The sequence below is a fragment of the Sulfitobacter aquimarinus genome (assembly GCF_040149565.1).
GTDB classification, from domain to species: domain Bacteria; phylum Pseudomonadota; class Alphaproteobacteria; order Rhodobacterales; family Rhodobacteraceae; genus Sulfitobacter; species Sulfitobacter aquimarinus.
Genome location: NZ_JBEFLO010000005.1, coordinates 38,526 through 63,938 on the forward strand (window position 1 = coordinate 38,526; position 25,413 = coordinate 63,938).

General features: G+C 61.6%; 23 protein-coding genes. 19 read left to right on the forward strand and 4 right to left on the reverse strand.

Features of this window, described 5'->3' with window-relative positions:
- Complete coding sequence (gene mraY, locus ABMC88_RS11035; RefSeq protein ID WP_349576939.1) at positions 1 to 1,083, forward strand: phospho-N-acetylmuramoyl-pentapeptide-transferase; 1,083 nt, start codon at positions 1 to 3, stop codon at positions 1,081 to 1,083.
- 263 nt (positions 1,084 to 1,346) lie between these two features.
- Complete coding sequence (gene murD / locus ABMC88_RS11040; protein ID WP_349576940.1) at positions 1,347 to 2,744, forward strand: UDP-N-acetylmuramoyl-L-alanine--D-glutamate ligase; 1,398 nt, start codon at positions 1,347 to 1,349, stop codon at positions 2,742 to 2,744.
- Positions 2,745 to 2,754: 10 nt separating this feature from the next.
- Here murD and ABMC88_RS11045 read toward each other — a convergent pair whose 3' ends face one another.
- Positions 2,755 to 3,954, reverse strand: coding sequence for a BaiN/RdsA family NAD(P)/FAD-dependent oxidoreductase (locus ABMC88_RS11045; RefSeq protein WP_349576941.1), 1,200 nt, complete (start codon positions 3,952 to 3,954; stop codon positions 2,755 to 2,757).
- A gap of 391 nt (positions 3,955 to 4,345) precedes the next feature.
- On the opposite strand from ABMC88_RS11045, the gene ftsW reads away from it, so the two are divergent.
- The 16 genes from ftsW (at position 4,346) to ABMC88_RS11125 (ending at position 20,766) form a co-directional block, all read left to right on the forward strand.
- The gene (ftsW, locus tag ABMC88_RS11050; protein WP_349576942.1) at positions 4,346 to 5,512 is read left to right on the forward strand and encodes a putative lipid II flippase FtsW; all 1,167 of its coding nucleotides are present in this window, start codon (positions 4,346 to 4,348) and stop codon (positions 5,510 to 5,512) included.
- Positions 5,509 to 6,609 carry a UDP-N-acetylglucosamine--N-acetylmuramyl-(pentapeptide) pyrophosphoryl-undecaprenol N-acetylglucosamine transferase gene (locus ABMC88_RS11055; protein WP_349576943.1) on the forward strand — a complete coding sequence of 367 codons (1,101 nt, stop codon included), beginning with the start codon at positions 5,509 to 5,511 and terminating at the stop codon, positions 6,607 to 6,609. Before ftsW ends, ABMC88_RS11055 begins: the two co-directional genes overlap by 4 nt.
- Entirely contained in the window at positions 6,606 to 8,021 is a 1,416-nt protein-coding gene (murC, locus tag ABMC88_RS11060) for a UDP-N-acetylmuramate--L-alanine ligase (protein ID WP_349576944.1), read from the forward strand. The genes ABMC88_RS11055 and murC overlap by 4 nt, the downstream gene beginning before the upstream one ends.
- On the forward strand, positions 8,018 to 8,344 hold the full coding sequence (locus tag ABMC88_RS11065; RefSeq protein WP_349576945.1) for a hypothetical protein: 327 nt from the start codon (positions 8,018 to 8,020) through the stop codon (positions 8,342 to 8,344). Before murC ends, ABMC88_RS11065 begins: the two co-directional genes overlap by 4 nt.
- Complete coding sequence (locus ABMC88_RS11070; RefSeq protein ID WP_349576946.1) at positions 8,341 to 8,592, forward strand: DUF2484 family protein; 252 nt, start codon at positions 8,341 to 8,343, stop codon at positions 8,590 to 8,592. The genes ABMC88_RS11065 and ABMC88_RS11070 overlap by 4 nt, the downstream gene beginning before the upstream one ends.
- A complete protein-coding gene (locus ABMC88_RS11075) occupies positions 8,592 to 8,852 on the forward strand; it encodes a DUF2484 family protein (RefSeq protein WP_349576947.1) in 261 nt (86 codons plus the stop codon). The genes ABMC88_RS11070 and ABMC88_RS11075 overlap by 1 nt, the downstream gene beginning before the upstream one ends.
- A gap of 7 nt (positions 8,853 to 8,859) precedes the next feature.
- The gene (locus ABMC88_RS11080; RefSeq protein WP_349576948.1) at positions 8,860 to 9,138 is read left to right on the forward strand and encodes a hypothetical protein; all 279 of its coding nucleotides are present in this window, start codon (positions 8,860 to 8,862) and stop codon (positions 9,136 to 9,138) included.
- Positions 9,135 to 10,052, forward strand: coding sequence for a UDP-N-acetylmuramate dehydrogenase (gene murB, locus ABMC88_RS11085; protein ID WP_349576949.1), 918 nt, complete (start codon positions 9,135 to 9,137; stop codon positions 10,050 to 10,052). The genes ABMC88_RS11080 and murB overlap by 4 nt, the downstream gene beginning before the upstream one ends.
- Before the next feature lie 156 nt (positions 10,053 to 10,208).
- On the forward strand, positions 10,209 to 11,090 hold the full coding sequence (locus ABMC88_RS11090) for a D-alanine--D-alanine ligase (protein WP_349577144.1): 882 nt from the start codon (positions 10,209 to 10,211) through the stop codon (positions 11,088 to 11,090).
- Positions 11,078 to 11,968 (forward strand): cell division protein FtsQ/DivIB, encoded by an 891-nt coding sequence (locus tag ABMC88_RS11095; RefSeq protein ID WP_349576950.1) that lies wholly within the window; start codon positions 11,078 to 11,080, stop codon positions 11,966 to 11,968. The genes ABMC88_RS11090 and ABMC88_RS11095 overlap by 13 nt, the downstream gene beginning before the upstream one ends.
- Entirely contained in the window at positions 11,965 to 13,299 is a 1,335-nt protein-coding gene (ftsA, locus tag ABMC88_RS11100; RefSeq protein WP_349576951.1) for a cell division protein FtsA, read from the forward strand. The genes ABMC88_RS11095 and ftsA overlap by 4 nt, the downstream gene beginning before the upstream one ends.
- Positions 13,300 to 13,475: 176 nt before the next feature.
- Entirely contained in the window at positions 13,476 to 15,170 is a 1,695-nt protein-coding gene (gene ftsZ, locus ABMC88_RS11105) for a cell division protein FtsZ (RefSeq protein ID WP_349576952.1), read from the forward strand.
- Between the two features lie 208 nt (positions 15,171 to 15,378).
- Positions 15,379 to 16,302: a UDP-3-O-acyl-N-acetylglucosamine deacetylase gene (lpxC, locus tag ABMC88_RS11110; RefSeq protein ID WP_349576953.1), complete on the forward strand. Its 924-nt coding sequence runs from the start codon at positions 15,379 to 15,381 to the stop codon at positions 16,300 to 16,302.
- Between the two features lie 170 nt (positions 16,303 to 16,472).
- Positions 16,473 to 17,345: an outer membrane protein assembly factor BamD gene (locus tag ABMC88_RS11115; RefSeq protein WP_349576954.1), complete on the forward strand. Its 873-nt coding sequence runs from the start codon at positions 16,473 to 16,475 to the stop codon at positions 17,343 to 17,345.
- A 36-nt stretch (positions 17,346 to 17,381) separates the two neighbouring features.
- Positions 17,382 to 19,031 carry a DNA repair protein RecN gene (gene recN, locus ABMC88_RS11120; protein ID WP_349576955.1) on the forward strand — a complete coding sequence of 550 codons (1,650 nt, stop codon included), beginning with the start codon at positions 17,382 to 17,384 and terminating at the stop codon, positions 19,029 to 19,031.
- Positions 19,032 to 19,077: 46 nt separating this feature from the next.
- On the forward strand, positions 19,078 to 20,766 hold the full coding sequence (locus tag ABMC88_RS11125) for a chloride channel protein (RefSeq protein ID WP_349576956.1): 1,689 nt from the start codon (positions 19,078 to 19,080) through the stop codon (positions 20,764 to 20,766).
- Here the strand turns inward: ABMC88_RS11125 and ABMC88_RS11130 are convergent.
- From ABMC88_RS11130 to cobT, 3 genes are read right to left on the reverse strand one after another with little or no spacing between them, the layout of a single operon-like run.
- Positions 20,763 to 21,104: a DUF427 domain-containing protein gene (locus ABMC88_RS11130; protein WP_349576957.1), complete on the reverse strand. Its 342-nt coding sequence runs from the start codon at positions 21,102 to 21,104 to the stop codon at positions 20,763 to 20,765. The genes ABMC88_RS11125 and ABMC88_RS11130 overlap by 4 nt on opposite strands.
- Positions 21,105 to 21,135: 31 nt before the next feature.
- On the reverse strand, positions 21,136 to 22,926 hold the full coding sequence (locus tag ABMC88_RS11135) for an aminopeptidase P family protein (RefSeq protein WP_349576958.1): 1,791 nt from the start codon (positions 22,924 to 22,926) through the stop codon (positions 21,136 to 21,138).
- Between the two features lie 47 nt (positions 22,927 to 22,973).
- Positions 22,974 to 24,848, reverse strand: a complete 1,875-nt coding sequence (gene cobT, locus ABMC88_RS11140; RefSeq protein ID WP_349576959.1) for a cobaltochelatase subunit CobT — start codon at positions 24,846 to 24,848, stop codon at positions 22,974 to 22,976.
- Positions 24,849 to 25,138: 290 nt separating this feature from the next.
- On the opposite strand from cobT, the gene ABMC88_RS11145 reads away from it, so the two are divergent.
- The gene (locus ABMC88_RS11145) at positions 25,139 to 25,402 is read left to right on the forward strand and encodes a hypothetical protein (protein WP_349576960.1); all 264 of its coding nucleotides are present in this window, start codon (positions 25,139 to 25,141) and stop codon (positions 25,400 to 25,402) included.
- The last annotated feature ends 11 nt before the right edge of the window (positions 25,403 to 25,413 follow it).

Here is a 25,413-nt window from a genome sequence, read left to right on the forward strand (position 1 = left end):
ATGCTCTATTGGTTGACCCTGCTGTCGGATGGCGGTGATTTCTTTAACCTGTTCCGCTACATCACGTTCCGTGCTGGCGGCGCATTTCTGACCGCGCTGATCTTTGGCTTTCTGTTCGGCCTGCCGCTCATCAACATGCTGCGCCGTACTCAAGGCAAGGGTCAGCCGATCCGCGATGACGGCCCCGAGGGGCATTTTGCCAAGGCAGGCACACCCACCATGGGCGGGCTGCTGATTGTGGGCGCGCTTCTGACCTCGACCCTTCTCTGGGCGCGGTTGGACAACCCCTTCATCTGGATGGTGCTTTTCGTCACGATGAGCTTTGCAGCGATTGGCTTTGCTGATGATTACGCCAAGGTGAGCAAGCAAACGGTTGCAGGTGTATCCTCAAAGATCCGCCTGCTGCTTGGCTTTGTTATCGCAGGCATCGCAGGCTTTTGGGCCGCGCAGTATCACCCAGAGATGCTGCAAAACCATCTGGCTTTGCCGGTGTTCAAGGATACGCTGATCAACCTCGGCTTTCTGTTTGTGCCCTTTGCGATGATCGTGATCGTGGGCGCGGCGAATGCGGTGAACCTGACTGACGGGCTTGACGGGTTGGCGATTATGCCTGTGATGATTGCGGCGGGCACGCTGGGTGTGATCGCCTATGTCGTGGGCCGCGTGGATTTCACCAATTATCTGGACGTGCATTACGTTGAAGGCACGGGCGAGCTGTTGATCTTTACCGCTGGCATCTTTGGGGGCGGCCTTGGCTTTTTGTGGTACAATGCACCCCCTGCGGCGGTGTTTATGGGCGATACAGGCTCGCTCGCCCTTGGGGGGGCTTTGGGCGCGATTGCCGTGGCCACAAAACACGAGCTTGTGCTTGGCATCGTCGGGGGCCTCTTCGTGGTCGAGGCGCTCTCGGTCATTATCCAAGTCCTCTATTTCAAACGCACAGGCAAGCGCGTGTTCCTGATGGCACCGATCCACCACCACTATGAGAAAAAGGGCTGGGCCGAACCGCAGATCGTCATCCGCTTCTGGATCATCTCGCTGATTCTGGCGCTGATCGGGCTGGCGACGCTGAAGGTGCGCTGAGGGCTGCGTAAGCACTTTAAAACCTCGGAAGCTATCCAGCAGGACAGACGCTGTTTCGCGAAGCTTTGGCTGTGATGGCGGCGGATCCTCTGACTTCGGTGAAGTCTGCGGGCAATCTTGAGTTGTTTGTGGCCAAGCGGCCCTGATCCTGCCGCTTGCGGTTTTTGTTCCCGCCGTTTGGTCCGCCCCCTGCACCATGTCCACGTTGAAGCGGCGCGGAATCTCTGGCAAGGATGTACGTGAGCGGTAGGGAGAGACGCGCGATGATACCAGTTCAGGGCATGCAAGGAGCCCGCGTGGCGGTTTTAGGCTTGGGGCGCTCGGGCCTCTCGGCGGCGCGGGCGTTGCGCGCAGGCGGTGCCGAGGCGGTGTGCTGGGACGACAACCCCCGAGCACGCGAGGCAGTCGAGGCCGAGGGCTTCGCTTGTGTCGAGCTGACCAAACAGGGCGCGTTCGACGACATTGCGCGGCTGATTGTCAGCCCCGGTATCCCCCATCTATATCCCGCCCCCAATCCGGTGATCGCCGCCGCTTTGGCGGCTGGGGTGCCTGTGGACAATGACATCGGGCTGTTCTTCCAGAGTTTCGCGACGTCGGACTGGAATATGTTTGATGTGGCGCCCCGTGTGGTGGCAGTGACCGGATCAAACGGGAAATCCACCACCTCGGCGCTGATCCACCACATTCTGGAACATGCGGGCCGCAACAGCCAGCTTGCGGGCAACATCGGGCGCGGTGTGCTGGATATCGAGCCTGCGCCCTCGGGCGGTGTGGTCGTGTTGGAACTGTCGAGCTATCAGACCGATCTGGCCCGCAGCCTGACGCCCGATGTGGCGGTCTTCACCAACCTAAGCCCCGATCATCTGGATAGGCACGCAGGCATGGGCGGCTATTTCGCGGCCAAGCGGCGCTTGTTCGCCGAAGGCGGTCCCGACCGCGCCGTGATCGGCGTGGATGAGAAGGAGGGCGCGTTCCTTGCGGGGCAGCTGAGCGAGGGGGCGGTCGATGACCGCGTGATCCGCGTGAGTGTAGCGCGTAAGCTGACGGGCAAGGGCTGGCAGGTGTTTGCGCGAAAGGGCTTCCTGAGCGAATACCGCAATGGCAAACAGGCCGCGTCGATTGACCTGCGCAGCGTTGCGGGTCTGCCCGGCGAGCATAACCACCAGAACGCCTGTAGCGCCTATGCCGCGTGCCGTGCGCTGGGGATTGCCCCGAAAGTGATTGAGGTCGCCTTTCACAGCTTTGGCGGCCTGCCGCACCGCAGCCAGACGATTGGCGAGAAAGACGGCGTGCGGTTTGTGAACGACAGCAAGGCCACCAACGTGGATTCTGCGGCCAAGGCGCTGGCGGCGTTCAAGAACATCCGTTGGATTTGCGGTGGTTTGGAGAAGGAAGGCGGCCTCGAGGGGCTGGCGGATGCAGGACAGACTGTGCGCAAAGCCTACGTAATCGGCCGCGAGGCGGCGGGCTTTGCCATGCAGCTGGAAGTCGAGGCGGAGGTCTGCACCACGATGGAGCGTGCTGTGGCCCAAGCGATTGCCGAGGCCGAAGCGGGGGACGTGGTTCTGCTGGCCCCTGCGGCGGCGAGTTTTGACCAATATGACAGTTTCGAGAAGCGCGGCGATGATTTTGCAGCGCAGGTGAAAGCGCATATCGGATAGCTGGGGGCGCTCATCGCTGTCCTTCGGCGCTCTTCGCTTCGGTATTGAGCGCGGCTGCTGCCGCCATGCCAGAGGCCCAGGCCCATTGGAAGTTGTAGCCCCCCAGCCAGCCCGTCACATCCACAGCCTCTCCGATGAAGTACAAATCGGGCTGGTCCTTGGCGGCCATCGTCTTCGCGCTCAGCGCATCTGTATCCACCCCGCCAAGGGTGACTTCGGCGGTGCGGTAGCCTTCGGTTCCGTTTGGCGTCAGCTCCCACTGGCGCAAGGCGTCTATCAATGCGCCAAGCCGCTTGTCGGACCAATCCGCAAGGTTCCCGCTTAGATCGAACAGCCCTGCCAGATGGTCCACCAGACGGGCGGGCAGGTGGCGGGCCAGCTCGGTCGTGAAATTCTTGCGGCCCGAGGTCTGGCGCTGTGTGCGCAGGCTCTCGTACATGTCGTCGGGCGCGATGTTGAGGGTGACCACTTCGCCCTCTTGCCAATAAGACGAGGCTTGCAGAACCGCAGGGCCGGAGAGGCCGCGGTGGGTGAACAGCAGCGCTTCCTCGAACTCGGGACCATTGGCGCGGATGCGGGCGGGCGTGGCCGTGCCCGAGATCTCGGCAAAGCGGCCATCGGCAAAGGTGAAGGGCACCAGCGCGGGGCGCGTGGCCGTCACGGGCAGGCTGAATTGCGCGGCGATGTCATAGGCAAATCCCGTTGCCCCCATCTTGGGGATGGATTTGCCGCCTGTGGCGATCACCAGACGGCGCGCACGGGCGGGGCGGCTGTTGCCGTCCTTGTGCAGCGTGAAGGTGTAGTGATCGCCATGATGTACCACATCCGAAATCGAGGTTTGCAGATGCAGCGCCACATCGCGGGCATCCATCAGCCCGCGCAGCATGGCGATGATGTCTTTGGCCGAGTTGTCGCAAAACAGCTGGCCCAGCGTTTTCTCGTGCCATGCGATGCCGTAGGCGTCGACCAATGCGATGAAATCCCACTGGGTATAACGGGCGAGGGCCGATTTAGGGAAATGCGGGTTGGTGCAGATGAACGCATTTGCGTCGGTATAGAGGTTGGTGAAATTGCACCGCCCGCCGCCCGATATGCGGATCTTTTCGCCCGGAGCCTTTGCGTGATCCACCAGCAGCGTGCGCCCGTCCAGATGGGCGGCGCACATCATGCCGGCAGCCCCTGCGCCTATGATCGCTGTATCAAATTCCATGAGCGATGCAGGTGCCTGACCGCGGGCGGGGGGTCAAGTGTTTGTGACGGGGTTTGCGGCGGGGCGTCGCAGGTCAGATGGCGCAATTGAGTGCCTGTTTGTCGTGGGCCGCCTTTATCGGACCTGTGGTATGGGGTTGCTGTGAAGGGCAGGGTGAGGAAAGCGGGGCGCATGGTGCGGCGGGGGGGGGGGGCGCAACAACGGGTTGTTGGCGCTACCCAAGCTCGGCATAAGCTGCCAAAACGGCATCTTGCGTAAACGACTGCTGACCTCGTACCTGAAATTAGCCTGCAAATAGCCTTGATATTACTAGCCGCGCTGGTCTTTTCGCGCTATACTGGCCTCTAGACCCCCGCAAAGGGGGCGGACAGGCAGTGTAAGGCACGTACCCATGACAGAAATGGTTTATGGCGCAGTTCCCATTCGGGATGGCGAACCAATCCTCCCCAAATGGTGGCGGACGCTCGATAAATGGGCGCTCTCGTGCATCCTGATGCTCTTTGGTGTCGGCATGTTGCTGGGGCTCGCGGCCTCTCCTCCGTTGGCGGAAAAGAACGGGTTTGAGCCGTTCCACTATGTGACGCGTCAGGCGGTGTTTGGCACGCTGGCGATGATGGTGATGATGTTCACCTCGATGCTGTCGCCCACAATGGTGCGGCGTCTGGCGGTGGTGGGCTTTGCCATCGCGTTTGCCGCGCTGATGATGTTGCCCTTTTTCGGGACCGATTTCGGCAAGGGTGCCGTGCGCTGGTACAGCCTTGGCTTTGCCTCTGTGCAGCCGTCCGAGTTTTTGAAGCCCGGTTTTGTTGTTGTTGCCGCATGGATGATGGCCGCCAATCTTGAGATTAACGGCCCGCCCGGTAAGGCGTGGTCGTTTGGCTTGTGCCTCTCGATTGTGCTGATGCTGGCGTTGCAGCCCGACTTTGGTCAGGCCTGTCTGGTGCTGTTTGGCTGGGGTGTGATGTATTTCGTGGCGGGTGCGCCCATGGTGCTGCTGGTCGGTATGGCCGCGATGGTCGTGGTTGCGGGCACGGTGGCCTATTCCAGTTCCGAACACTTTGCCCGCCGCATTGACGGGTTCCTGACTGTGGATGTCGATCCGACGACGCAGCTGGGCTATGCCACCAACGCCATCCGCGAGGGTGGCCTGTTCGGTGTCGGTGTGGGCGAGGGGGAGGTGAAGTGGTCGCTTCCCGATGCGCATACGGATTTCATCATCGCCGTCGCGGCCGAGGAATACGGGCTGGTGCTGGTGCTGTGCATCATCGCGCTCTATGCCTCTGTGGTCGTGCGGTCCTTGCTGCGTCTGGTGCGCGAGCGTGATCCTTTCATTCGCCTTGCAGGAACGGGGCTTGCCTGCATGTTCGGCGTTCAGGCCATGATCAACATGGGCGTGGCCGTGCGCCTGCTGCCCGCAAAAGGCATGACGCTGCCCTTTGTCAGCTATGGCGGCTCGTCCGTTATTGCCTCGGGCATCGCCCTTGGAATGCTGTTGGCCTTCACCCGTACCCGCCCGCAGGGCGAGATCAGCGCATTGCTGTCGCGGGGGCGGACATGAGCGCCCCGCTGTTGGTGATCGCCGCCGGTGGTACAGGTGGGCATATGTTCCCCGCCCAAGCCCTGGCCGAGGTGATGCTAGCCCGTGGCTGGCGCGTCAAGCTCAGCACCGATGCCCGTGGTGCCCGCTATACCAGCGGCTTCCCGGAGGCCGTCGAGATCGAGCAGATCAGCAGTGCGACCTTTGCGCGTGGTGGTCTGTTGGCCAAGTCGCTGGTGCCGTTTCGCATTTTGGGCGGTACGCTGTCTGCTGCCTTCGGGATGCTGCGCGACCGTCCCAGCGTTGTCGTGGGCTTTGGCGGCTACCCGTCGATCCCTGCGCTGGGGGCGTCGTGGATGCTGCGCCTGCCGCGCATGTTGCATGAGCAGAACGGCGTCTTGGGCCGTGTGAACCAGATATTTGCCAAACGCGTCGATGCGGTCGCCTGCGGCACATGGCCCACGCCGCTGCCCGACGGGGTCGACGGTGTGCATGTGGGCAATCCTGTACGCGCCGCTGTGTTGGAGCGGGCAGGCGCGGGCTATATCGCGCCCGGAGACTACCCGATGGATTTGCTGGTGATGGGCGGCTCGCAAGGGGCGCGTATCCTTAGCGATGTGATCCCGCCTGCCATAGCCGCGCTGCCGATGGACATGCTGCGCAACATCCGCGTCAGCCATCAGGCCCGCGACGAGGACGGCACCCGCGTGTCCGAATATTACGCTGAACACGGCATCAACGCCGATGTGCAGCCGTTTTTCCACGATGTGCCGCGCCGCATGTCCGAGGCGCAATTGGTCATCAGCCGCTCTGGCGCGTCGTCCATTGCCGATCTGACAGTGATCGGGCGGCCTGCCATTCTCATCCCCTTTGCCGCTGCTGCGGGCGACCACCAGACCGCCAACGCAACTGGCATGGTCGACGCACAAGCCGCCGTTTTGATCAACGAGGCCGCAGCCACACCCGAAGCACTTTCCGAATATATCCAGATGATTCTCGCAGACGGCGCTGCCGCCACAAAGATGGCTGTCGGCGCATTGGGTCTGGGCAAGCCCGAAGCGGCCGAGACCCTCGCGGATCTGGTGCAAAGCCTACACGCCAAGGAGCCAAGCCAATGAACGCTGCCACCAAACTGCCCACCGATGTGGGCGCCATTCACTTCGTCGGTATCGGCGGCATTGGCATGTCTGGCATCGCCGAAGTCTTGCTCAACCATGGCTATCAGGTGCAGGGATCGGATTTGAAATCCACCCCGATCACCGATCGTCTGGCCGAATTGGGTGCCACGATTTTCGAGGGCCAGCGCGCCGAGAATATCGAGAACGCGCAGGTCGTGGTCATCTCCTCTGCCATCAAAAAGGGCAACCCCGAGTTGGACGCCGCACGCCTTGCGGGCTTGCCCGTTGTGCGCCGCGCCGAAATGCTGGCCGAGCTGATGCGCCTGAAATCCAACATCGCCGTTGCGGGTACGCACGGCAAGACCACCACCACCACCATGGTCGCCGCCCTTCTGGACGGGGGCGGCTTTGACCCCACGGTTGTGAACGGCGGGATCATCCACGCCTACGGCTCGAACGCCCGCAAGGGGGAGGGCGAGTGGATGGTCGTCGAGGCCGACGAGAGCGACGGCACCTTTAACCGTTTGCCCGCCACCATCGCCATTGTCACCAACATCGACCCCGAGCATATGGACCACTGGGGTACGATCGAAAACCTGCGTCAGGGCTTCCTCGACTTCACCTCGAACATCCCGTTCTATGGCATCGCCGTCTGCTGCATCGACAACGCGGAAGTGCAAAGCCTTGTGGGCAAGCTGACCGACCGCCGTGTCGTGACTTATGGCTTCAGTGCGCAGGCCGATGTGCGTGTGGTGGGGCTGCACTACAAAGCAGGCGTCGCGCATTTCGACATCCATTTGCAGAACGAAGAGATCGTGATCAAGGATTGTGAACTGCCCATGCCGGGCGATCACAATGTTTCGAACGCGCTGTCTGCCGTTGCCGTGGCGCGGCATCTGGGCATGAAGGGCGAGGAAATTCGCGAAGCACTTAAGGGCTTTGGTGGCGTTAACCGGCGCTTTACGAAAGTGGGTGAAGTCGACGGCGTCACGATCATTGACGACTACGGCCACCACCCTGTCGAGATTGCAGCCGTGCTGAAAGCCGCGCGCCAAGCGACCGAAGGCCGCGTGATTGCCGTGCACCAGCCGCACCGCTATTCGCGTCTGAGCCACCATTTCGATGAATTCTGCGCATGCTTTAACGACTGTGATGTCGTTGGGATCACGGATGTCTATGCCGCTGGCGAAGACCCGATTGAAGGGGCCGACCGCGACAGCCTTGTGGCCGCGCTGATCCAGCACGGCCACCGCCATGCCCGCCGTGTGGACGGCCCCGAAGATCTGGCCCGCCTTGTGGCGGAGCAAGCCCGCCCCGGTGATATGGTTGTCTGCCTTGGCGCAGGTACGATCAGCGGCTGGGCCAATGGCTTGCCTGATGCGCTGCGCGCACTCAAAGGGGCCGCTGCGTGACCATCGACCATATGCGGCTGGTGATCTTGTCGCTGCCGTTTATCGCGGTGGCGCTGGTTGTGCGCATGGTGCATGCACGAGCCCTCAAGATCGTCGCGCTGGTCGCTATTGCACTGCTCAGCGCGCCGTATTTTCTGTTTCTCGTTTGGGGCGCATTCGAAGGGGCGGGCCCCATCGAGGTTATGACCGCGATGATCGAGATCGGCATGACCACCCGCACGCTCGGGATCATGGCAGAGCTCATCATCTGGCTTGTGCCTGCCGCGGGGCTGGGACTTTGGGTGCGGCATGTATTCCCCCATTTGCGCGGAGATGCGGCATGACCGTGATCTGGCTTTCAATTGCGTGGGTTTTCGCCTCTGTCGGTGTGGCGATGCTGCCTGTGCGCAGGCAGTACTATCCCGCGCTGGTCTTGCTGATCGCGGCCCCTGTGCTGATCGTGCTGGCGGGGATGCACCATGGCTGGGTGTATTCCGTCTTGGGCTTTGCCGCGTTCGTGTCCATGTTCCGCAACCCTCTACGCTATATCGCGGCGCGGCTGCGTGGCGAGCATCCGGAGATCCCCGAATAATGAGCCTGTCTCTCACTCTTGCATGTCTGTGGGCGCTGGTGGCCAATGTGCTGGCCATGACGCCCAGCAAAGACAACCACTGGCGCAATGCCTATATCCTGATTGCGGTGGGTATTCCGATCCTTGGTTATATCGTGCTACAGCACGGACCGTGGGTCGGATTGCTGATCCTTGTTGCGGGGTGTTCCGTACTGCGTTGGCCGATGATCTATCTGGGCCGCTGGCTGCGTGGTGTGGTCCGCCGCACCCCTGTGGAGTGACACTTTGATGTTGTATATTCTTGTGCCGGGCCTCGCCCTTTGGATGTTTGGCTGCGCCTACGCGGGCTATTTCAGGCGGTTCAAACTGTTTTTGGGGATCGTGCTGGTGGGCATGGCGCTGAACGCGACGTGGATGATATTGGGGCTGGATGCAAAGCTGTTGTCGCCGCCCGCGCTGGCGGCCCATGCCGGTGCGCTGATCTATGCGATTTGCGCGTTTGTTGCGGGCTGGTTGGCGGGCCGCATCATGCGCCGGTTTCGCGACAGCCGGGTAGAGCCGTCATGAGTACTCTTCCAACGCCACGCGGTAAGCTAACTCCGCAGCGCAGCCTTTCCGAGCTGACTTGGCTGCGTGTAGGCGGGCCTGCCGATTATCTGTTCCAGCCTGCGGATGTTGACGATTTGCAAAGCTTCCTGTGTGATCTGCCGCAAGATGTGGCAGTGTTCCCGATGGGTGTCGGTTCTAACCTCATTGTGCGCGATGGCGGGCTGCGGGCGGTTGTGATCCGCCTTGGGCGCGGCTTTAACGGGATCGAGATTGACGGCGGTACCGTCACGGCAGGGGCTGCCGCACTGGACGCGCATGTGGCCCGCAAGGCGGCGGACGCGGGGCTGGACCTTACATTCCTGCGCACCATTCCGGGCAGCATCGGCGGCGCTGTGCGCATGAACGCGGGCTGCTATGGCACCTATACGGCCGATCATTTTGTCAGCGCGCAGGCGGTCACGCGGGCAGGGGAGGTGATTACCCTCACGGCCCAAGACCTCAATTTCCAGTACCGCCAAAGCGATTTGGCCGAGGGTGCTGTGCTGATCAGCGCCACGTTCCGCCCCCCTGCGGGAGAGGCGGCGGCGCTTCATGCGCGGATGGAGGACCAGCTGGCCAAACGCGATGCCACGCAGCCCACGAAAGATCGCAGCGCGGGCTCGACCTTTCGCAATCCGGCGGGTTTCAGCTCAACCGGTCGTGCCGATGATGTGCATGATCTCAAGGCGTGGAAGGTCATTCAGGACGCAGGAATGAAAGGGGCCATGCGCGGGGCTGCGCAAATGTCGCCCAAACATGCGAACTTTTTGATCAACACAGGCGATGCCACCGCCGCCGATCTGGAAGGATTGGGCGAAGAGGTGAGAAAAAAGGTTTACGATTCCTGCGGTATTACGCTAGAATGGGAAATTATGCGCATCGGCGAAACGTAACGCCAAAGCGCAGGGGCGAAAGCCGCAAAAAGCGGCAACCAAACGACAAATAAAGGGTCAAAAAGGCCCGAATAATAAAAATGAAGGGCCTTCGGGTCCGGGACATTGAGGCACTGGGTTATGTCGAGCAGGACAAACCCGACAGTGGCGGTACTTATGGGCGGACCCTCGGCTGAACGAGAGGTCTCTCTGAATACGGGGCGCGCATGCGCAGCCGCACTGCGGGAATATGGTTATACTGATGTGATCGAGGTCGATGCAGGCCCTGATCTTTGTGACGTTCTGGCGCAGAAAAAGCCGGACGCGGTCCTGAACTGCCTGCATGGGCGTTGGGGCGAAGACGGCTGCGTGCAGGGCATCCTCGAGTGGTTGCAAATCCCCTATACCCATTCCGGCGTTCTGGCCTCTGCCGTGGCGATGGACAAACAGCGCAGCAAAGACATCTTTCGCGCCGCCGGGTTGCCTGTGGTCGAAAGCGTGCTGGTCGCGGCGGATGAGGTACGCAAGCGTCACGTGATGGCGCCGCCCTATGTGGTGAAACCCAATAACGAGGGCTCCTCGGTCGGGGTGTATCTGATCGAGACCGAAAACAACGGCCCGCCACAGCTGGACAGCGATATGCCCGACACCGTGATGGTCGAAACCTTCGCGCCGGGCCGCGAGCTGACAACAACTGTGATGGGCGACCGCCCCCTGACCGTGACCGACATCGTGACCACGGGCTGGTACGACTATGACGCCAAATACAAAGAGGGCGGGTCCTCCCACATCGTGCCTGCGGACGTGCCGCAGGACATCTTTGATCTGTGTCTGGACTATGCGCTGCGTGCGCATAATGCCTTGGGCTGCCGCGGGGTGAGCCGTACCGACTTTCGTTGGGATGCCGCACGCGGCACCGACGGCTTGATCCTGCTCGAAACAAACACACAACCCGGCATGACGGGCACTTCGCTATCGCCCGAACAGGCGCAATCGGTTGGCATCAGCTTTCCGCAGCTGTGCCACTGGATGGTGGAGGACGCATCATGTGGCCGTTGACCCGCAAGCCAAAGACAGCAGGCCGCGCTGATCCTGCGCCGTCGCGTTGGGCGTGGCGGGTGCAGCGGATGATGCTGACGCCTGGCATCCGTCTGGCGCTGCGGGCGGGCATTCCGTTCTGCCTGACGCTGACGGCGGGCACGGTGTATCTGTCCAATGATGCGCGCCGCGAAGCCATCGCGCAAAGCGTGGCCGAAACAAAAGCAGGCATTCAGCAGCGCCCCGAATTCATGGTCAACCTGATGGCCATCGACGGCGCCAAGGACGAGCTTGCCACCTATATCCGCGAAAGTCTGCCGCTTGATTTCCCGACTTCCAGCTTTGATCTGGATCTGGACGCGATGCGGGCCACGGTCACGGAAATTCCTGCGGTGAAATCCGCCTCTGTCCGCATCCGCCCCGGAGGCGTGCTGCAGGTGGATGTCGAACAGCGCACGCCCGTGGCGCTGTGGCGCAACGAGACGGGGTTGGCCTTGGTCGACGAGAACGGCTTTTACATCGCCGCCGCCACCAGCCGCCATGCGCGCCCCGGTCTGCCGCTGATCGCGGGCGAGGGGGCGGATGCCCATGTGCCGCAAGCGTTGGAGCTGATCGAAGCGGCCAGCCCGCTGGGCAAGCGGCTGCGCGGGTTGGTGCGCGTCGGGGCGCGGCGTTGGGACGTGGTACTCGACCGTGAACAGCGGATCATGCTGCCTGCCAAGGATGCGTTGCGGGCGCTGGAGCGCGTGATCGCGCTGGATCAGGCACAGGATATTCTGAGCCGCGACATAGCGCGGGTCGACATGCGGCTGGAAGGCCGCCCCACAGTACAAATGACAAACGAGGCCGCCGAAGAACGGATGGCCCAACAGGCAGCGTTTAGGGCAAAGAACAAATGAACGATTTATACGACAGCCAGCGCACGATGCGGCAAATGCGCAAACTGGCGATGCAACGCGGTGTGGTGGCCATCCTTGACGTAGGCAGCTCGAAAATCGCGGCGCTTGTGCTGCGCTTTGACGGTTCGGCCAAGCTGGAAGAAGAGGGCGAGATCGGATCGCTTGCGGGTCAGTCGGGGTTCCGTGTGATCGGGGCTGCGACCACGCGCTCCCGCGGGGTCCGCTTTGGCGAGATCGCCGCGATGGGCGAAACAGAGCGTGCCATTCGTACCGCCCTGCAAGCCGCACAAAAGATGGCGGGCATCCGCGTGGACCACGTCATCGCGTGTTTCTCCGGGGCCGAGCCGCGCAGCTATGGCCTTGATGCGCAAATCTCGCTCGAGCATCAGGTCGTCACCGAAGACGACGTCGCCCGCGTGCTGAGCAGTTGCGATGTGCCCGAATACGGTGAGGGGCGCGAGGTACTGCACGCGCAGCCCGTGAACTTTGCGCTGGACCACCGCAGCGGGTTGATTGACCCGCGCGGCCAGCTTGGCAATGATCTGAGCGTCGATCTGCACATGCTGACCGTCGATGCCGCCGCGATCCAGCATTTGGCCTATTGCATCAAACGCTGTGACCTTGAACTGGCGGGCATTGCCTCGTCGGCCTATGTCTCTGGTATCGCGTCACTTGTCGAGGACGAGCAGGAATTGGGCGCAGCCTGTATTGATCTGGGCGGCGGGGCGACAGGCGTGTCGATCTTTATCAAAAAGCACATGATTTACGCCGACAGCATCCGCATGGGCGGCGATCACATCACCTCGGACATCTCGATGGGGTTGCAGGTTCCGACGGCCAACGCCGAACGGATCAAGACCTTCTATGGCGGGCTGCAAGCCACTGGCATGGACGACCGCGAGATGATCGAGATCGGCGGCGAGACGGGCGATTACGAACACGATCGCCGCACTGCCAGCCGCGCCGAATTGATCGGCATCATGCGCCCGCGGGTCGAGGAAATTCTGGAAGAAGTCCGTGCGCGTCTGGATGCCGCAGGATTTGACCATCTGCCCAGCCAGCAGATCGTGCTGACAGGCGGCGGCAGCCAGATTCCGGGCCTTGATGCGCTCGCGAGCAAGATTTTGGGCCAGCAGGTGCGCCTTGGGCGTCCGCTGCGCGTGCACGGCCTGCCGCAGGCGGCGACAGGGCCGGGGTTCTCCTCGGCTGTGGGGTTGGCGCTGTTTGCAGCCAATCCACAGGACGAGTGGTGGGATTTCGACATTCCCGCCGATCGCTACCCCGCACGTTCACTGAAACGGGCCGTGAAATGGTTCAAGGACAACTGGTGATCCCCCAGATGGGGTGGGTTAACCAAAATGCGGTAAGAATGGGCGAAAAATTGCCCACATATGGGGCCAAAATAGCCTTTTTTGCGTGACGACACGGGCGGGTTTGTCTAAAGTCGTTAAAAATTGGGACAAATAATACCCGCGCGGTGCGGGAAAAAAGAACAGGCGGACACACGATGACTCTGAACCTCTCTATGCCGGGACAAGAAGATCTCAAGCCACGCATCACCGTTTTCGGTGTGGGCGGGGCAGGCGGCAACGCGGTCAACAACATGATCGACAAGAACCTTGAGGGGGTCGATTTCGTTGTTGCAAACACCGATGCGCAAGCGCTCCAGCAAGCAAAAGCCGAAAATCGCGTTCAGTTGGGCATTAAAGTGACCGAAGGTCTGGGTGCGGGCGCACGCGCCTCTGTCGGGGCATCAGCCGCCGAAGAAAGCATCGAGCAAATCGTTGACCACCTCGCAGGTGCGCACATGTGCTTTATCACTGCCGGTATGGGCGGTGGCACGGGTACGGGTGCCGCTCCGATCATCGCGCAAGCTGCGCGTGAGTTGGGTGTGCTGACCGTTGGTGTCGTGACCAAGCCGTTCCAGTTTGAAGGCGCCAAGCGTATGCGTCAGGCCGAAGACGGCGTGGAAGCGCTGCAAAAGGTCGTCGACACGCTGATCATCATTCCGAACCAGAACCTTTTCCGTCTGGCGAATGAGAAAACCACATTTACCGAAGCCTTCTCGCTTGCCGATGACGTGCTGTACCAGGGCGTCAAAGGTGTGACAGACCTGATGGTCCGTCCCGGCCTGATCAACCTCGACTTTGCGGACGTGCGCGCCGTGATGGACGAGATGGGCAAAGCCATGATGGGCACAGGCGAGGCCGAAGGCGAAGATCGCGCGATCCAAGCTGCCGAAGCCGCAATCGCCAACCCGCTGCTGGACGAAATCAGCCTGCGCGGCGCGAAAGGTGTTCTGATCAACATCACAGGTGGCGACGATCTGACCTTGTTCGAACTGGACGAAGCCGCCAACCGCATCCGCGAAGAGGTGGACCCAGAGGCGAACATCATCGTCGGCTCCACCATGGACGCAGGTTTGGGTGGCATGATGCGCGTAAGCGTTGTGGCCACTGGTATTGATGCGCTGGATGTGAACACGGATATGCCGGTACCACGCCGCTCCATGTCGCGCCCTTTGGCGACTGAAACAGTTGAGCCGGCCGCCGAGGTCGAGCAAGCGCCCGCGCCCGTCGCGGCACCGATTGCAGCAGCAGCGCCAGCGCCAGCGCCCGCGGAAGAGCAAGCGCCAAGCTTCTTTGACGAGGCACCTCAGCAAGCCGCCCGTACCGAACAGCGCGATATGTTCGCGGGTCGTCGCTTCGAGCCTGTACAAGACGCAGCTGACGATCTGCCGCCTCCGGCCTATACGCCAGAGCCCGAAGCCTATGATCCGGAGCCACAGCAGCTGGAAGCAGAGCCAGAGCAGTTTGTTGCACCGCGTGCGCCAACACCTGGCACTCCGTCGCCCGAAGCAATGGCCCGCCTGCGCGCCGCTGCCCAACGTGCAGCACCTGCGCCTGCCGCGGCTCCTGCACCAGCGCCACAGCAGCAGCAGCAACAAGCGGCCGAAGCCCAGCCCGCCACGGGCGAGCGTCCGCGCTTTGGCATCAACTCGTTGATCAACCGGATGACTGGCACGCAAGAGGGCGACGCCCAGCCACGCGCCAGCGCACCCGCGCCGCAGCCTGCACGCCAGCAGCCGCCGGTTCAGCGTGCCGCAGCCGCCAGCGCACCCGCGCCGCAGCCGCGTCAGGAAGCAAACCCGGAGCAGGAGCGCATCGAGATTCCCGCGTTCTTGCGTCGTCAAGCGAACTAATTCACGCAACATCGTGACGAAAGAGGCCGCCTTCGGGTGGCCTTTTTTTCTTATGTAACAAGGGGTTTGGGTAGAGGCGGCGGTATTGCGCCCGTTTGTTACGTGGATGTTTCAGTCGGTTACAATGATTGATTTGAAGGCTGGGGGGTGCAGACGTATCTAAGGGTTAATCAGATGGAAATCTGACCCCGTACCCGAGGTGTGTAGCGTGCAGAATACTGTTAAAACAGCGATCAGCTTTACCGGCAAAGGTTTGCACTCTGGCAAACCTGCGACCGCGACTGTGCGCCCTGCGCCGCCCCACCACGGTATCTGGTTCAAACGCACCGACGTTGATCTGGGCGACCGCATGATTGCGGCGCGTTGGGATGCGGTGAACCGCTCTCCTTTGTGTACCAAGCTGGAGAATGACAGCGGGCTGCAGGTGTCCACGGTTGAGCATTTGATGGCCGCGCTTGCGGGCTGCGGCATCCACAACGCCCTGATCGAGATTGACGGCCCCGAAGTACCGATCCTTGATGGCTCTGCCGTGCCGTTTGTGCGCGGGATCATGTCACGCGGCGTGCAGTCGCTGCATGTGCCTGTCATGGCCTATGAGGTCCTGAAGGAAGTCAGCGTGCAAGACGGTGACGCGCGGGCCACTATCGCCCCGTCCAATACGCTGCGCATTGATTTCGAGATTGATTTTGACGATGCCGCCATCGGCCATCAGCAAAAGTCGCTTGTGATGAACAACGGCTCCTTCGCGCGTGAACTGTGTGACAGCCGCACCTTCTGCCGTCAGGCGGATGTGGACGCGATGCAGGCCAACGGTCTGGCGCTTGGCGGTGAGGCGGGGGAAAACGCGGTTGTGTTTGATGGCGATGCTGTCCTCAGCCCCGGCGGGCTGCGCCACGCGGATGAGCCTGTGCGCCATAAGATGCTGGATGCATTGGGTGATTTGGCTTTGGCCGGTGCGCCTTTGTTGGGGCATTACACGGGCGTGCGTGCAGGTCATTCGCTTACGAACACATTGCTGCGGGCGCTTTTCGCAACGCCGGGTGCGGTGCGGTTGATCGAATGTGACGCAGCACAGGCCGCACGTTTGCCCGGTCACGGGCTGGTTTGGGACGAAATTCCAGCCGTAGCGTAGGGCGGGTTTGCCCGTTGAAAACAGATACAGCCCCAAGCCGGCGCTTGGGGCTTTTTTATAAATTGAAAATGGGGCGTTTTGCACCGGTAAATTGTGTGCTAACAGTTGGGCAAACAGGGGGTAAACCCTTGGGTAATATGCAAGTGGTTGAAGAATAAGGATAGCCAAGGATGGGTTTTGGAAGGTCTGCAAGACGTCTTTCCGTCACACTGGTGGCTGTTGCGGCATTGGGGGCGTGCGGTGGCACGCAGGATACGGGCCGCTTCACAAAGAATCTCTTTAACCCGCAGGAAATCCCGCTGGAAACCTATACGCCCGAACAGATTTTCGAGCGTGGAGAGTTTGAGCTGAACCGCAAGCGCCCGTCCGAGGGGGCATTTTATTTCGCCGAGATCGAGCGTTTGTACCCCTATTCCGAATGGGCGAAGCGGGCGTTGATCATGCAGGCGTTTGCCTATCATCAGGATGCCGACTATCCGAACAGCCGCTCGGCGGCGCAGCGTTTCATCGACTTCTACCCCGATGATGACGATGCCGCCTACGCGGCCTATCTTCTCGCGCTCAGCTATTATGACCAGATTGACGATGTGGGCCGTGATCAGGGTTTGACGTTCCAAGCCCTGCAAAGCCTGCGCGAAGTGATTGAACGCTACCCCGACAGCGAATATGCGCGGGCGTCGATCCTGAAGTTCGATTTGGCATTTGACCATCTGGCAGGCAAGGAAATGGAGATCGGCCGCTACTATCTGCGCCGCGATCACTATACCGCCTCCATCAACCGTTTCCGCGTTGTGGTCGAAGACTTCCAGACAACGACCCACACCGCCGAAGCGCTGCACCGCCTTGTCGAGGCGTATCTAAGCCTTGGCCTCACGGATGAGGCGCAGACAGCGGGCGCGATTTTGGGCCACAACTATCAGGCAACCGAATGGTATGAGGACAGCTATAAGCTGCTGACCGGACGCGGGCTTGAGCTGAAGTCGCTGGGCAATAACTGGCTGTCCAAAATCTATCGCCAAACGCTGAAAGGCGAATGGATATAGCGTGCGGGGCTACCTGCCTGTGACGGATACCTGACAATGCTACGCGGTCTCGACATTTCTGATATGTTGATCATTGAGCGGCTGGAGCTGAGCTTTCAGCCCGGCCTCAATGTGCTGACAGGTGAGACAGGGGCGGGGAAATCCATCCTTCTCGATAGCCTCGGGTTTGTGCTGGGCTGGCGTGGCCGTGCCGATCTGGTGCGCCAGGGCGCGGCACAGGGCGAGGTGACCGCGTGGTTCGATCTGGCCGCCGACCATCCCGCCCGTGCGGTGCTGGAGGAGGCGGGCCTGCCATCCGAGGATGAGCTGATCCTGCGCCGCATCAACACCGCAGACGGGCGCAAAACGGCATGGGTCAATGACCGCCGCTGTTCGGGCGAGGTGCTGCGCGCGTTGAGCGAGACGTTGGTAGAATTGCACGGCCAGCACGATGATCGCGGGCTTCTGAACCCGCGGGGCCACCGGACCATTCTGGATGCCTTTGGTCACATGGACGCGGCCCGTGCCAAAACGCGCAAGGCGTGGTCCGAAATGGCCCGCACCCGTAAGCTGCTCAAGGCGGCGCAAGCGGCCCAAAAGGCGCTGCGCGAAGAAGAAGAATACCTGCGCTATGCCGTGGCCGAGATGGACAAGCTGGGCGCAGAGGAGGGCGAGGAAGCCGCCCTTGATACCAAGCGCCGCACCATGCAATCGGCCGAGAAAATCCGCGAAGACGTGGTTAACGCCTATGAGTCAATGGGCCAGCAAGGGGCCGAGGCCAAGCTGGCCGATGCCTTCCGCTGGCTTGACGGGGCCGCCGCACGGGCCGAGGGCGCGTTGGAGGAACCGATGGCCGCGCTTAACCGCTCGATGATCGAGCTGGACAGCGCGATGGATGGTGTCGTCGCCGCGATCGAGGCGATGTCGTTTGATGCGCATGAGTTGGAAGACACCGAGGAACGCCTGTTTGCGATCCGCGCCTTGGCGCGTAAGCACGATGTACTGCCCGATGATCTGGCCAGCTTTGCCGACAGTCTGCGCGCAAAACTGGGCGCCTTGGACGCGGGCGAGGCCGATCAGGCCAAGCTGGAGGCCGATGTTGCACAGGCCGAGCGTGCCTATGCCGAGGCCGCCGATGCGCTAACCCGTGCGCGCATAAAAGCAGCGGCCAAGCTGGACAAAGCCGTTAGCGCCGAGCTGGCCCCGCTTAAAATGGAGCGGGCGGTTTTCGCCACCCAGATCACGCCTGAAGAAGAAGGCCCCGAGGGCCGCGACGAAGTGTCATTCACTGTTGCCACCAACCCTGGTGCGCCCGCAGGCCCGCTCAATAAAATCGCGTCGGGCGGGGAGCTGAGCCGCTTTTTGCTGGCGCTCAAGGTCTGCCTGACCCAAGGCCAGTCCGGCCTGACCCTGATTTTTGACGAGATTGACCGCGGTGTCGGCGGGGCCACGGCGGATGCTGTGGGCCGCAGGCTGGCGGCCATTGCGGACGGCGGGCAGGTTCTGGTCGTCACCCACTCACCACAGGTTGCCGCCTTGGGGGCGCATCACTGGCGGGTGGAAAAGTCGGTGACAAAGGGGATGACCACCACCAATGTCGTCCCGCTGGACCGCGATGCCCGCGTGGACGAGGTCGCCCGCATGGTGTCTGGCGACACCATAACCGAGGCCGCCCGCGAGGCCGCTCGCGCCTTGCTCGACGCCTGAGGCCGCGCATGGGACCGATATTCTCCCAGCGCAACAGGCGGCCCGCATGAGCCCGCAAAACCAATCATACCTCGCGCAGCAGATCGCCCTTGGGAGGGCCAGTTGCGCCGAGGCATGGCAGGTGCTGCGCCAAAAAGGGCCGAGCAAGATCACCTTCTGGTTCATTGCCCTGCTGGTCGGCATCGCCGCGGGCTTTGCCGCGTTGTTCTTTCGCAAGGGCGTCAACTGGCTCCAGCAGACATTGTACGGCACGGATGATGTGCAGCATTTGCACACGTTTATCAGTGGATTGGAGTGGTACTGGATCATCCTGATCCCGACGGTTGGCGGGCTGGTCACAGGGCTGATCCTGCATCATTTCACCCGCGATGCCCGCGCCCGTTCGGTCGCCGATGTGATCGTCGGTTCTGCGCTGCACGACGGGCGGGTCGAGGGGCGGGCAGGGATCGCCTCGGCCTTGGCGTCGATGGTGACGCTGGGCACGGGCGGCTCGTCGGGGCGCGAGGGGCCTGTGGTGCATCTGGCGGCTGTGATTTCCACATGGATCAACCGGCGCATGAACGCAGATGGCATCACGGGGCGTGACCTGTTGGGCTGTGCCGTGGCGGCGGCCGTCTCGGCCAGCTTTAATGCCCCCATCGCGGGTGCGCTTTTTGCGCTGGAGGTCGTCCTGCGCCATTTCGCCGTGCACGCCTTTGCTCCTATCGTCATCGCCAGCGTGGCGGGCACGGTGATCAACCGTCTGGAATTCGACGGCATGACGGAATTCGCCCTGCCCACCACGGGCGAGCTGCAATTCTACGTCGAACTCCCCGCCTTTTTGCTGCTGGGCCTGACCTGCGGTATCGTCGCGGCGGCGCTGATGCGGGCGGTGTTCTGGGCCGATGACATCGGCAACCACATCCAAAGCCGCACCAATTTGCCGCGCTATCTGCGTCCCATGGTGGCGGGCGCGATGCTGGGCACCATCGCGCTGTGGTTTCCGCATATTATCGGTGTGGGGTACGAAACGACCTCGCTTGCTTTGACAGGTGAGCTGGCTCTGCATGAGGCAACGGTCTTTGCTGTGCTCAAGGTGATAGCCGTAGCGATCACGCTGGGCGGTCGCATGGGGGGCGGCATCTTTTCGCCCTCGCTGATGCTGGGTGCGCTTGTGGGGCTGGCCTTTGGCCTGATCGCTACGGGGATATTCCCCGATGTTTCCGGCTCTACCTCGCTTTATGCGCTGGCAGGCATGGGCGCTGTGGCGGCAGCTGTGCTGGGGGCACCTATTTCGACCACGCTGATCGTGTTCGAGCTGACAGGCGATTGGCAGACTGGTCTGGCCGTGATGGTCGCGGTCAGCATGTCGACGGCCTTGGGCTCAAGGCTGGTGAACCGCAGCTTCTTCCTCACCCAGATCGAACGGCGCGGCATTCATCTGGCGGCAGGACCGCAGGCCTATCTGTTGGCGATGTTCTCGGCTGCGAAAACCATGCGGCCGATGGATCACCCCCGCGCCGCGGATGAGGCCCGCTGTTGGGAAATGATTGGTGAAGGCCTCTATATCGATGCCGCCGCCACGCTGGAAATCGCCATCCCGATTTTCGAGAAGACGGGCGCGCAATTCCTGCCCGTCGTCATGCTGTCAGCCGACGCCGCCCCGCCCGAGCTGTTGGGCGCATTGTTCCACGTTGATGCCCTACGCGCCTACAACCGCGCTTTGGCCGCCACCGCAGCCGAGGAACATTCCTAAATCTGTTCCACCGTGACTTCGTCGACCTTGTGAAAGGCGACATAGTCTTTGATCTGGGCCACAGCTTCCTTCGGCTCCTCATAGGACCAGACCACATTTTCCAATGTTGTGCTTTTTGTCACGACCGAGAAGTAGCTGGCGTCGCCCTTGTGCGGGCAATGCGATGTCTTGTCCGTAGCATCCAGAAACGCCATGGCGATGTCACTGCGCGGGAAGTAGATCACAGGGGGGTAGTCGCCCTCGACCAGCTCAAGCGCCGCGTCGCTCTCCCCCAAGACCGCGCCGCCTGCGCGAACTGTCCAAGTGCCTGCTGCTTTGCGAATTGTGATATGGTCCATGAATTCTCTCCCCCCGAACGCCATGCGCGCCCTAGACGGGCGCAGTTGCCCTATCTAACCACTCTTTCGCGGCGGGCGTAACCCGTGGGCCGATCTTTGCTGCGACCTGCGCGTGATAGTCATTGAGCCATGCGCGGTCATCAGGGGCCAGCATGTCTGGCACAATCAGGCGGCGATCAATCGGCGCAAAGGCCAGCGTGCGCCAATTCAACATATCGCGGTGCGCATCGCCTGAGGGCAGGGCAGGCGCTTCTTGCACAACCAACAGGTTTTCGATGCGAATGCCAAAGGCCCCCTCGCGGTAATAGCCAGGCTCATTACTCAGGATCATGCCAGGCATTAGCGGCACATGGCTGACACGGCTCAGACGCTGGGGGCCTTCATGCACGCTCAGATACGCGCCCACACCGTGGCCCAGCCCGTGGTCGAAATCCTGCCCCGCCAGCCAAAGCGGCATGCGCCCGATGGCTTCGATATGGCTGCCCGCAAGGCCACGCGGCCAGCGCAGGCGGCTCATCGCGATCATGCCAGACAGAACACGGGTGAACGCCTCGGCCGCTTCCGCAGGAGGCGTGCCAATCGCGATGGTGCGGGTGATGTCGGTGGTCCCGTCCAGATACTGCCCGCCACTGTCGAGCACGATCAGATGTCCGTCTTCCAGCGTGCTGTCTGTCTCTTCGGTGACGCGGTAGTGCATGATGGCGCCGTTGGGACCAGTGCCTGCAATCGTCTCGAAGCTGATGTCTTGCAGGCCATTGTCCCGGCGGCGCAGGGTCTCCAGCTGCGAAACTACCTGAGTCTCGGTCAAGCTCCCGATTGGTTGCGCATCCAGCCAGCACAGCATCTCGACCATGGCGGCCCCGTCGCGCAGATGTGCGGCAGCAGCGCCCTCGACCTCGGCGGTGTTCTTGCACGCTTTGGGCAAGGCGCAAGGCTCTGCTCCCGCCACAGCCGCATCGCCCAAGGCATCGGCCACAATCTGCGGCACGGTAGAAGCATCAATGCGAACGGGCCCTTGCAGGTCGGCCACAGCGTCCAGAAACCCGTCCGGTGCATGCAGATGAACATCCCCGCCCAAATGCGCCTCAAGCCCTGCGTATTTTGACGGCTCCGAGAACAGATCTACCGCGCCATTGCTGTGCAGAATGGCAAAGCCGTGCAGCACAGGGTTGCGCTCGATATCCGCGCCGCGCATGTTTAGCAGCCAACAAATGCTGTCTGGCAGGGTAATGATGGCCGCAGCCTCGCCCGCTTCAACCAGCGTACGTGCAAGCCGCACACGCTTGTCGTCATGGCTCTCGCCCGCGAATTCAAGCGGATGCACCTTGGCGGCAGACATCGGCGGGGCAGGCTGGTCGTCCCATATCGCATCCACCAGGTTGGCTGATTGCACCAGCTCGATCCCCGATCCTTCCAGCGCCTTTTGCGCTTTTGCTATCTGCTCAACCGTATGCAGCCACGGGTCAAACCCCACACGTCCGCCTGTGGGCAACTGCTCCAACAGCCACGCCGCCATAGAGACTTCGGGCCATGGGACAGGGGTATAAACATCCGCCACCTGCGCCTTGACCTGCGTGCGGTAACGCCCGTCGATGAACACACCCGCCACATCGCCCAAGACCACACAAAAGCCCGCAGACCCCGTAAATCCTGTCAGCCACGACAACCGCGCATCCCGCGCCGCCACATACTCACCCTGATGCGCATCGGCACGCGGCACAATAAACCCGTCCAACGCCGCAGCGCTCATCTGCGCACGCAAAGCGTCCAACCTAGGGGGGCCTTGCTCAGGCCGCGCCGTTACCTCAAATGATTGAAACACGCCCGCTCCCCCTTCTTTATTTTGCCCTTAAACTCAATCCCGCACTCTCAACCAGCGCGTTTCATCCCCATGACGCGCGCCCGTTTCCGCGGGTCACTGTCGAACAAAGACGCCAGTTGCTCGGTCATCGCACCCGCCAACTGCTCGACATCGGTGATCGTCACCGCGCGTTCGTAATAGCGCGTAACGTCATGGCCGATCCCGATTGCCAACAGCTCAACTGCTTTCTTCTTTTCCACCATCTCGATCACATCGCGCAGGTGCTTTTCCAAGAAGTTCGCAGGGTTCACCGACAAGGTGCTGTCATCCACAGGCGCCCCGTCCGAGATCACCATAAGGATTTTGCGCGATTCCGAGCGGGCGATCATGCGGCGGTGCGCCCATTCCAGCGCCTCACCGTCGATGTTTTCCTTCAGCAACCCTTCCTTCATCATCAGCCCCAGATTGGGCCGCGTGCGGCGCCACGGCGCGTCAGCGGATTTATAGATGATGTGGCGCAGATCATTGAGACGGCCGGGCTGTGTGGGGCGGCCATCGTTCAGCCAAGCCTCACGCGCTTGGCCGCCTTTCCACGCACGAGTGGTAAAGCCAAGGATTTCGACCTTCACGTTGCACCGCTCCAGTGTGCGGGCCAGAACATCGGCGCAGATCGCGGCGATGGAAATCGGCCGCCCGCGCATCGAGCCGGAGTTGTCCAGCAGCAGCGTCACAACCGTATCGCGGAATTCGGTATCTTTTTCCACCTTAAAGCTCAGCGGCGTGGTCGGGTTCGCCACAATCCGTGCCAGACGACCCGCGTCCAACGTGCCTTCCTCCAGATCAAACTCCCAACTGCGGTTCTGCTGCGCTTGCAGGCGGCGCTGCAATTTGTTGGCCAAACGGCTCACGGCACCTTTCAGCGGCTCCAGCTGTTGGTCCAGATAGGCACGCAGACGTTCCAGCTCGACAGGTTCGGCGAGTTCTTCAGCACCCACAACCTCGTCATGGTCGCTGTTGTAGACGGTGTAATTGGGATCAGCGTCCGAGACAGGCTGCGGGGCAGGCGGCTCCATCGGGGCTTCGCCCTCGGGCATCTCTGCCTCTTCGCCCAATTCCTGATCGGCCATGTCATCCATGCTGACCTGCGCCTGTGACGCGTCCTGCTGCTCCTCCTGCGACTGCTCGGGTGAGGCCTCTGCATCCTCGTCCTCTTGGTCGTCGCTGCCTGTGCTGTCGGGATCGTCCTGTTCTTCGCTGCCTTCCTCGGCCTCGTCTTCCTGATCTTCGTCCAGCCCGTCAGGGTCATCGCCCAGCTGATCGGCATAGCCCAGATCGGTGATCATCTGCCGCGCGAATTTGGCAAAGGACGCCTGATCCTCCAGCGCGTTTTCCAGATCCTCCAGCGTGCCACCGCAGCTGTCTTCAATATAGCCGCGCCACAGCTCCATCACGTTTTCCGCGCCCGCAGGCATGGGGCGGCCCGTGGCCAGATGGCGCACGAGGTATCCCGCAGCCACCGCCAGCGGCACGTCCGAGGCAGATTTCGCCTGATCGTACCCTTTGCGCAAAGCCTCGTGCTTTATCTTGGCGTCGATGTTGCCGGCGGTGCCGGGCATGTCGCGGGCGCCTACGGCCTCGCAACGGGCTGTCTCCATCGCCTCATAAAGGTCGCGGGCCATTTCGCCCTGCGGCTGATAGCGGGCGTGTGTCTGGCCGTTGTGATAGCGGCGGTTGAGCGCCAGTGCATCCGCCGTGCCACGCGCCAACAGCACCTCGTCGCGGGTCATCCGCCGCGTCACCTGCGGCAGCCGCATCGCATCGCCTGACAGGCCCGAGGGGTCCACCGAATAGCTGACCGTTAGATCAGGGTCATTGGCCATGACCTTGGAGGCTTCGGCCAGCGCCTTCTTGAACGCGTCGGCGGGATTGTCTGTGGTGGTCATGCAGCCCTCATCCTAATTTGGTCCGTCATATTTCGCAGGTTTTGTCGGTAGGGTCAAAGGCAGGCAGGCCATAAACGACAATCAAAACGTCCTCGGGGCACCTTTGTCGCAATGCGGCTTACCTTTCGCATATGCTGGTCGGCCAAATACCGATATGTGCGGCGCTCACGAAGGCGTTACCGGACAAGTTTGAAAAAAGCGGAACGCTTGGCCGTGTTCGCCGTTGTCCCTGCATACAAGGAAGCGCAACACGGACGACGCCGCTTCCAAGCAAACTAAGGAGAACTACAATGACCAATCTGAAGAAAAACGCCAGCATCGCACTTATTGCTCTTTTCGCAGCATCACCCGTTGCAGCGCTTGCCGAACCGATGGGCAGCTCGCCGGAGCTGGGTGTGAAAGAAGACCCACAAGAGAACGTCGAAGACAACGCCGTAAGCAACACATCAAGCGGTTTCAACACACTGCCACTGTACGAGTCATATGACGAAGCCGACGTGGTCGACGAAGTCAAAGGCTCAATTCACAAGGGCGACGCAAAACGCGACCAATAAACTGCCTGACT

Excerpts from the sequence above, each read along its gene's own strand:
- mraY (WP_349576939.1), top strand. The coding sequence starts at position 1 with ATGCTCTATTGGTTGACCCTGCTGTCGGATGGCGGTGATTTCTTTAAC.
- murD (WP_349576940.1), top strand. The coding sequence starts at position 1,347 with ATGATACCAGTTCAGGGCATGCAAGGAGCCCGCGTGGCGGTTTTAGGC.
- ABMC88_RS11045 (WP_349576941.1), bottom strand. The coding sequence starts at position 3,954 with ATGGAATTTGATACAGCGATCATAGGCGCAGGGGCTGCCGGCATGATG.
- ftsW (WP_349576942.1), top strand. The coding sequence starts at position 4,346 with ATGACAGAAATGGTTTATGGCGCAGTTCCCATTCGGGATGGCGAACCA.
- ABMC88_RS11055 (WP_349576943.1), top strand. The coding sequence starts at position 5,509 with ATGAGCGCCCCGCTGTTGGTGATCGCCGCCGGTGGTACAGGTGGGCAT.
- murC (WP_349576944.1), top strand. The coding sequence starts at position 6,606 with ATGAACGCTGCCACCAAACTGCCCACCGATGTGGGCGCCATTCACTTC.
- ABMC88_RS11070 (WP_349576946.1), top strand. The coding sequence starts at position 8,341 with ATGACCGTGATCTGGCTTTCAATTGCGTGGGTTTTCGCCTCTGTCGGT.
- ABMC88_RS11075 (WP_349576947.1), top strand. The coding sequence starts at position 8,592 with ATGAGCCTGTCTCTCACTCTTGCATGTCTGTGGGCGCTGGTGGCCAAT.
- ABMC88_RS11080 (WP_349576948.1), top strand. The coding sequence starts at position 8,860 with ATGTTGTATATTCTTGTGCCGGGCCTCGCCCTTTGGATGTTTGGCTGC.
- murB (WP_349576949.1), top strand. The coding sequence starts at position 9,135 with ATGAGTACTCTTCCAACGCCACGCGGTAAGCTAACTCCGCAGCGCAGC.
- ABMC88_RS11090 (WP_349577144.1), top strand. The coding sequence starts at position 10,209 with ATGGGCGGACCCTCGGCTGAACGAGAGGTCTCTCTGAATACGGGGCGC.
- ABMC88_RS11095 (WP_349576950.1), top strand. The coding sequence starts at position 11,078 with ATGTGGCCGTTGACCCGCAAGCCAAAGACAGCAGGCCGCGCTGATCCT.
- ftsA (WP_349576951.1), top strand. The coding sequence starts at position 11,965 with ATGAACGATTTATACGACAGCCAGCGCACGATGCGGCAAATGCGCAAA.
- ftsZ (WP_349576952.1), top strand. The coding sequence starts at position 13,476 with ATGACTCTGAACCTCTCTATGCCGGGACAAGAAGATCTCAAGCCACGC.
- ABMC88_RS11115 (WP_349576954.1), top strand. The coding sequence starts at position 16,473 with ATGGGTTTTGGAAGGTCTGCAAGACGTCTTTCCGTCACACTGGTGGCT.
- recN (WP_349576955.1), top strand. The coding sequence starts at position 17,382 with ATGCTACGCGGTCTCGACATTTCTGATATGTTGATCATTGAGCGGCTG.
- ABMC88_RS11125 (WP_349576956.1), top strand. The coding sequence starts at position 19,078 with ATGAGCCCGCAAAACCAATCATACCTCGCGCAGCAGATCGCCCTTGGG.
- ABMC88_RS11130 (WP_349576957.1), bottom strand. The coding sequence starts at position 21,104 with ATGGACCATATCACAATTCGCAAAGCAGCAGGCACTTGGACAGTTCGC.
- cobT (WP_349576959.1), bottom strand. The coding sequence starts at position 24,848 with ATGACCACCACAGACAATCCCGCCGACGCGTTCAAGAAGGCGCTGGCC.
- ABMC88_RS11145 (WP_349576960.1), top strand. The coding sequence starts at position 25,139 with ATGACCAATCTGAAGAAAAACGCCAGCATCGCACTTATTGCTCTTTTC.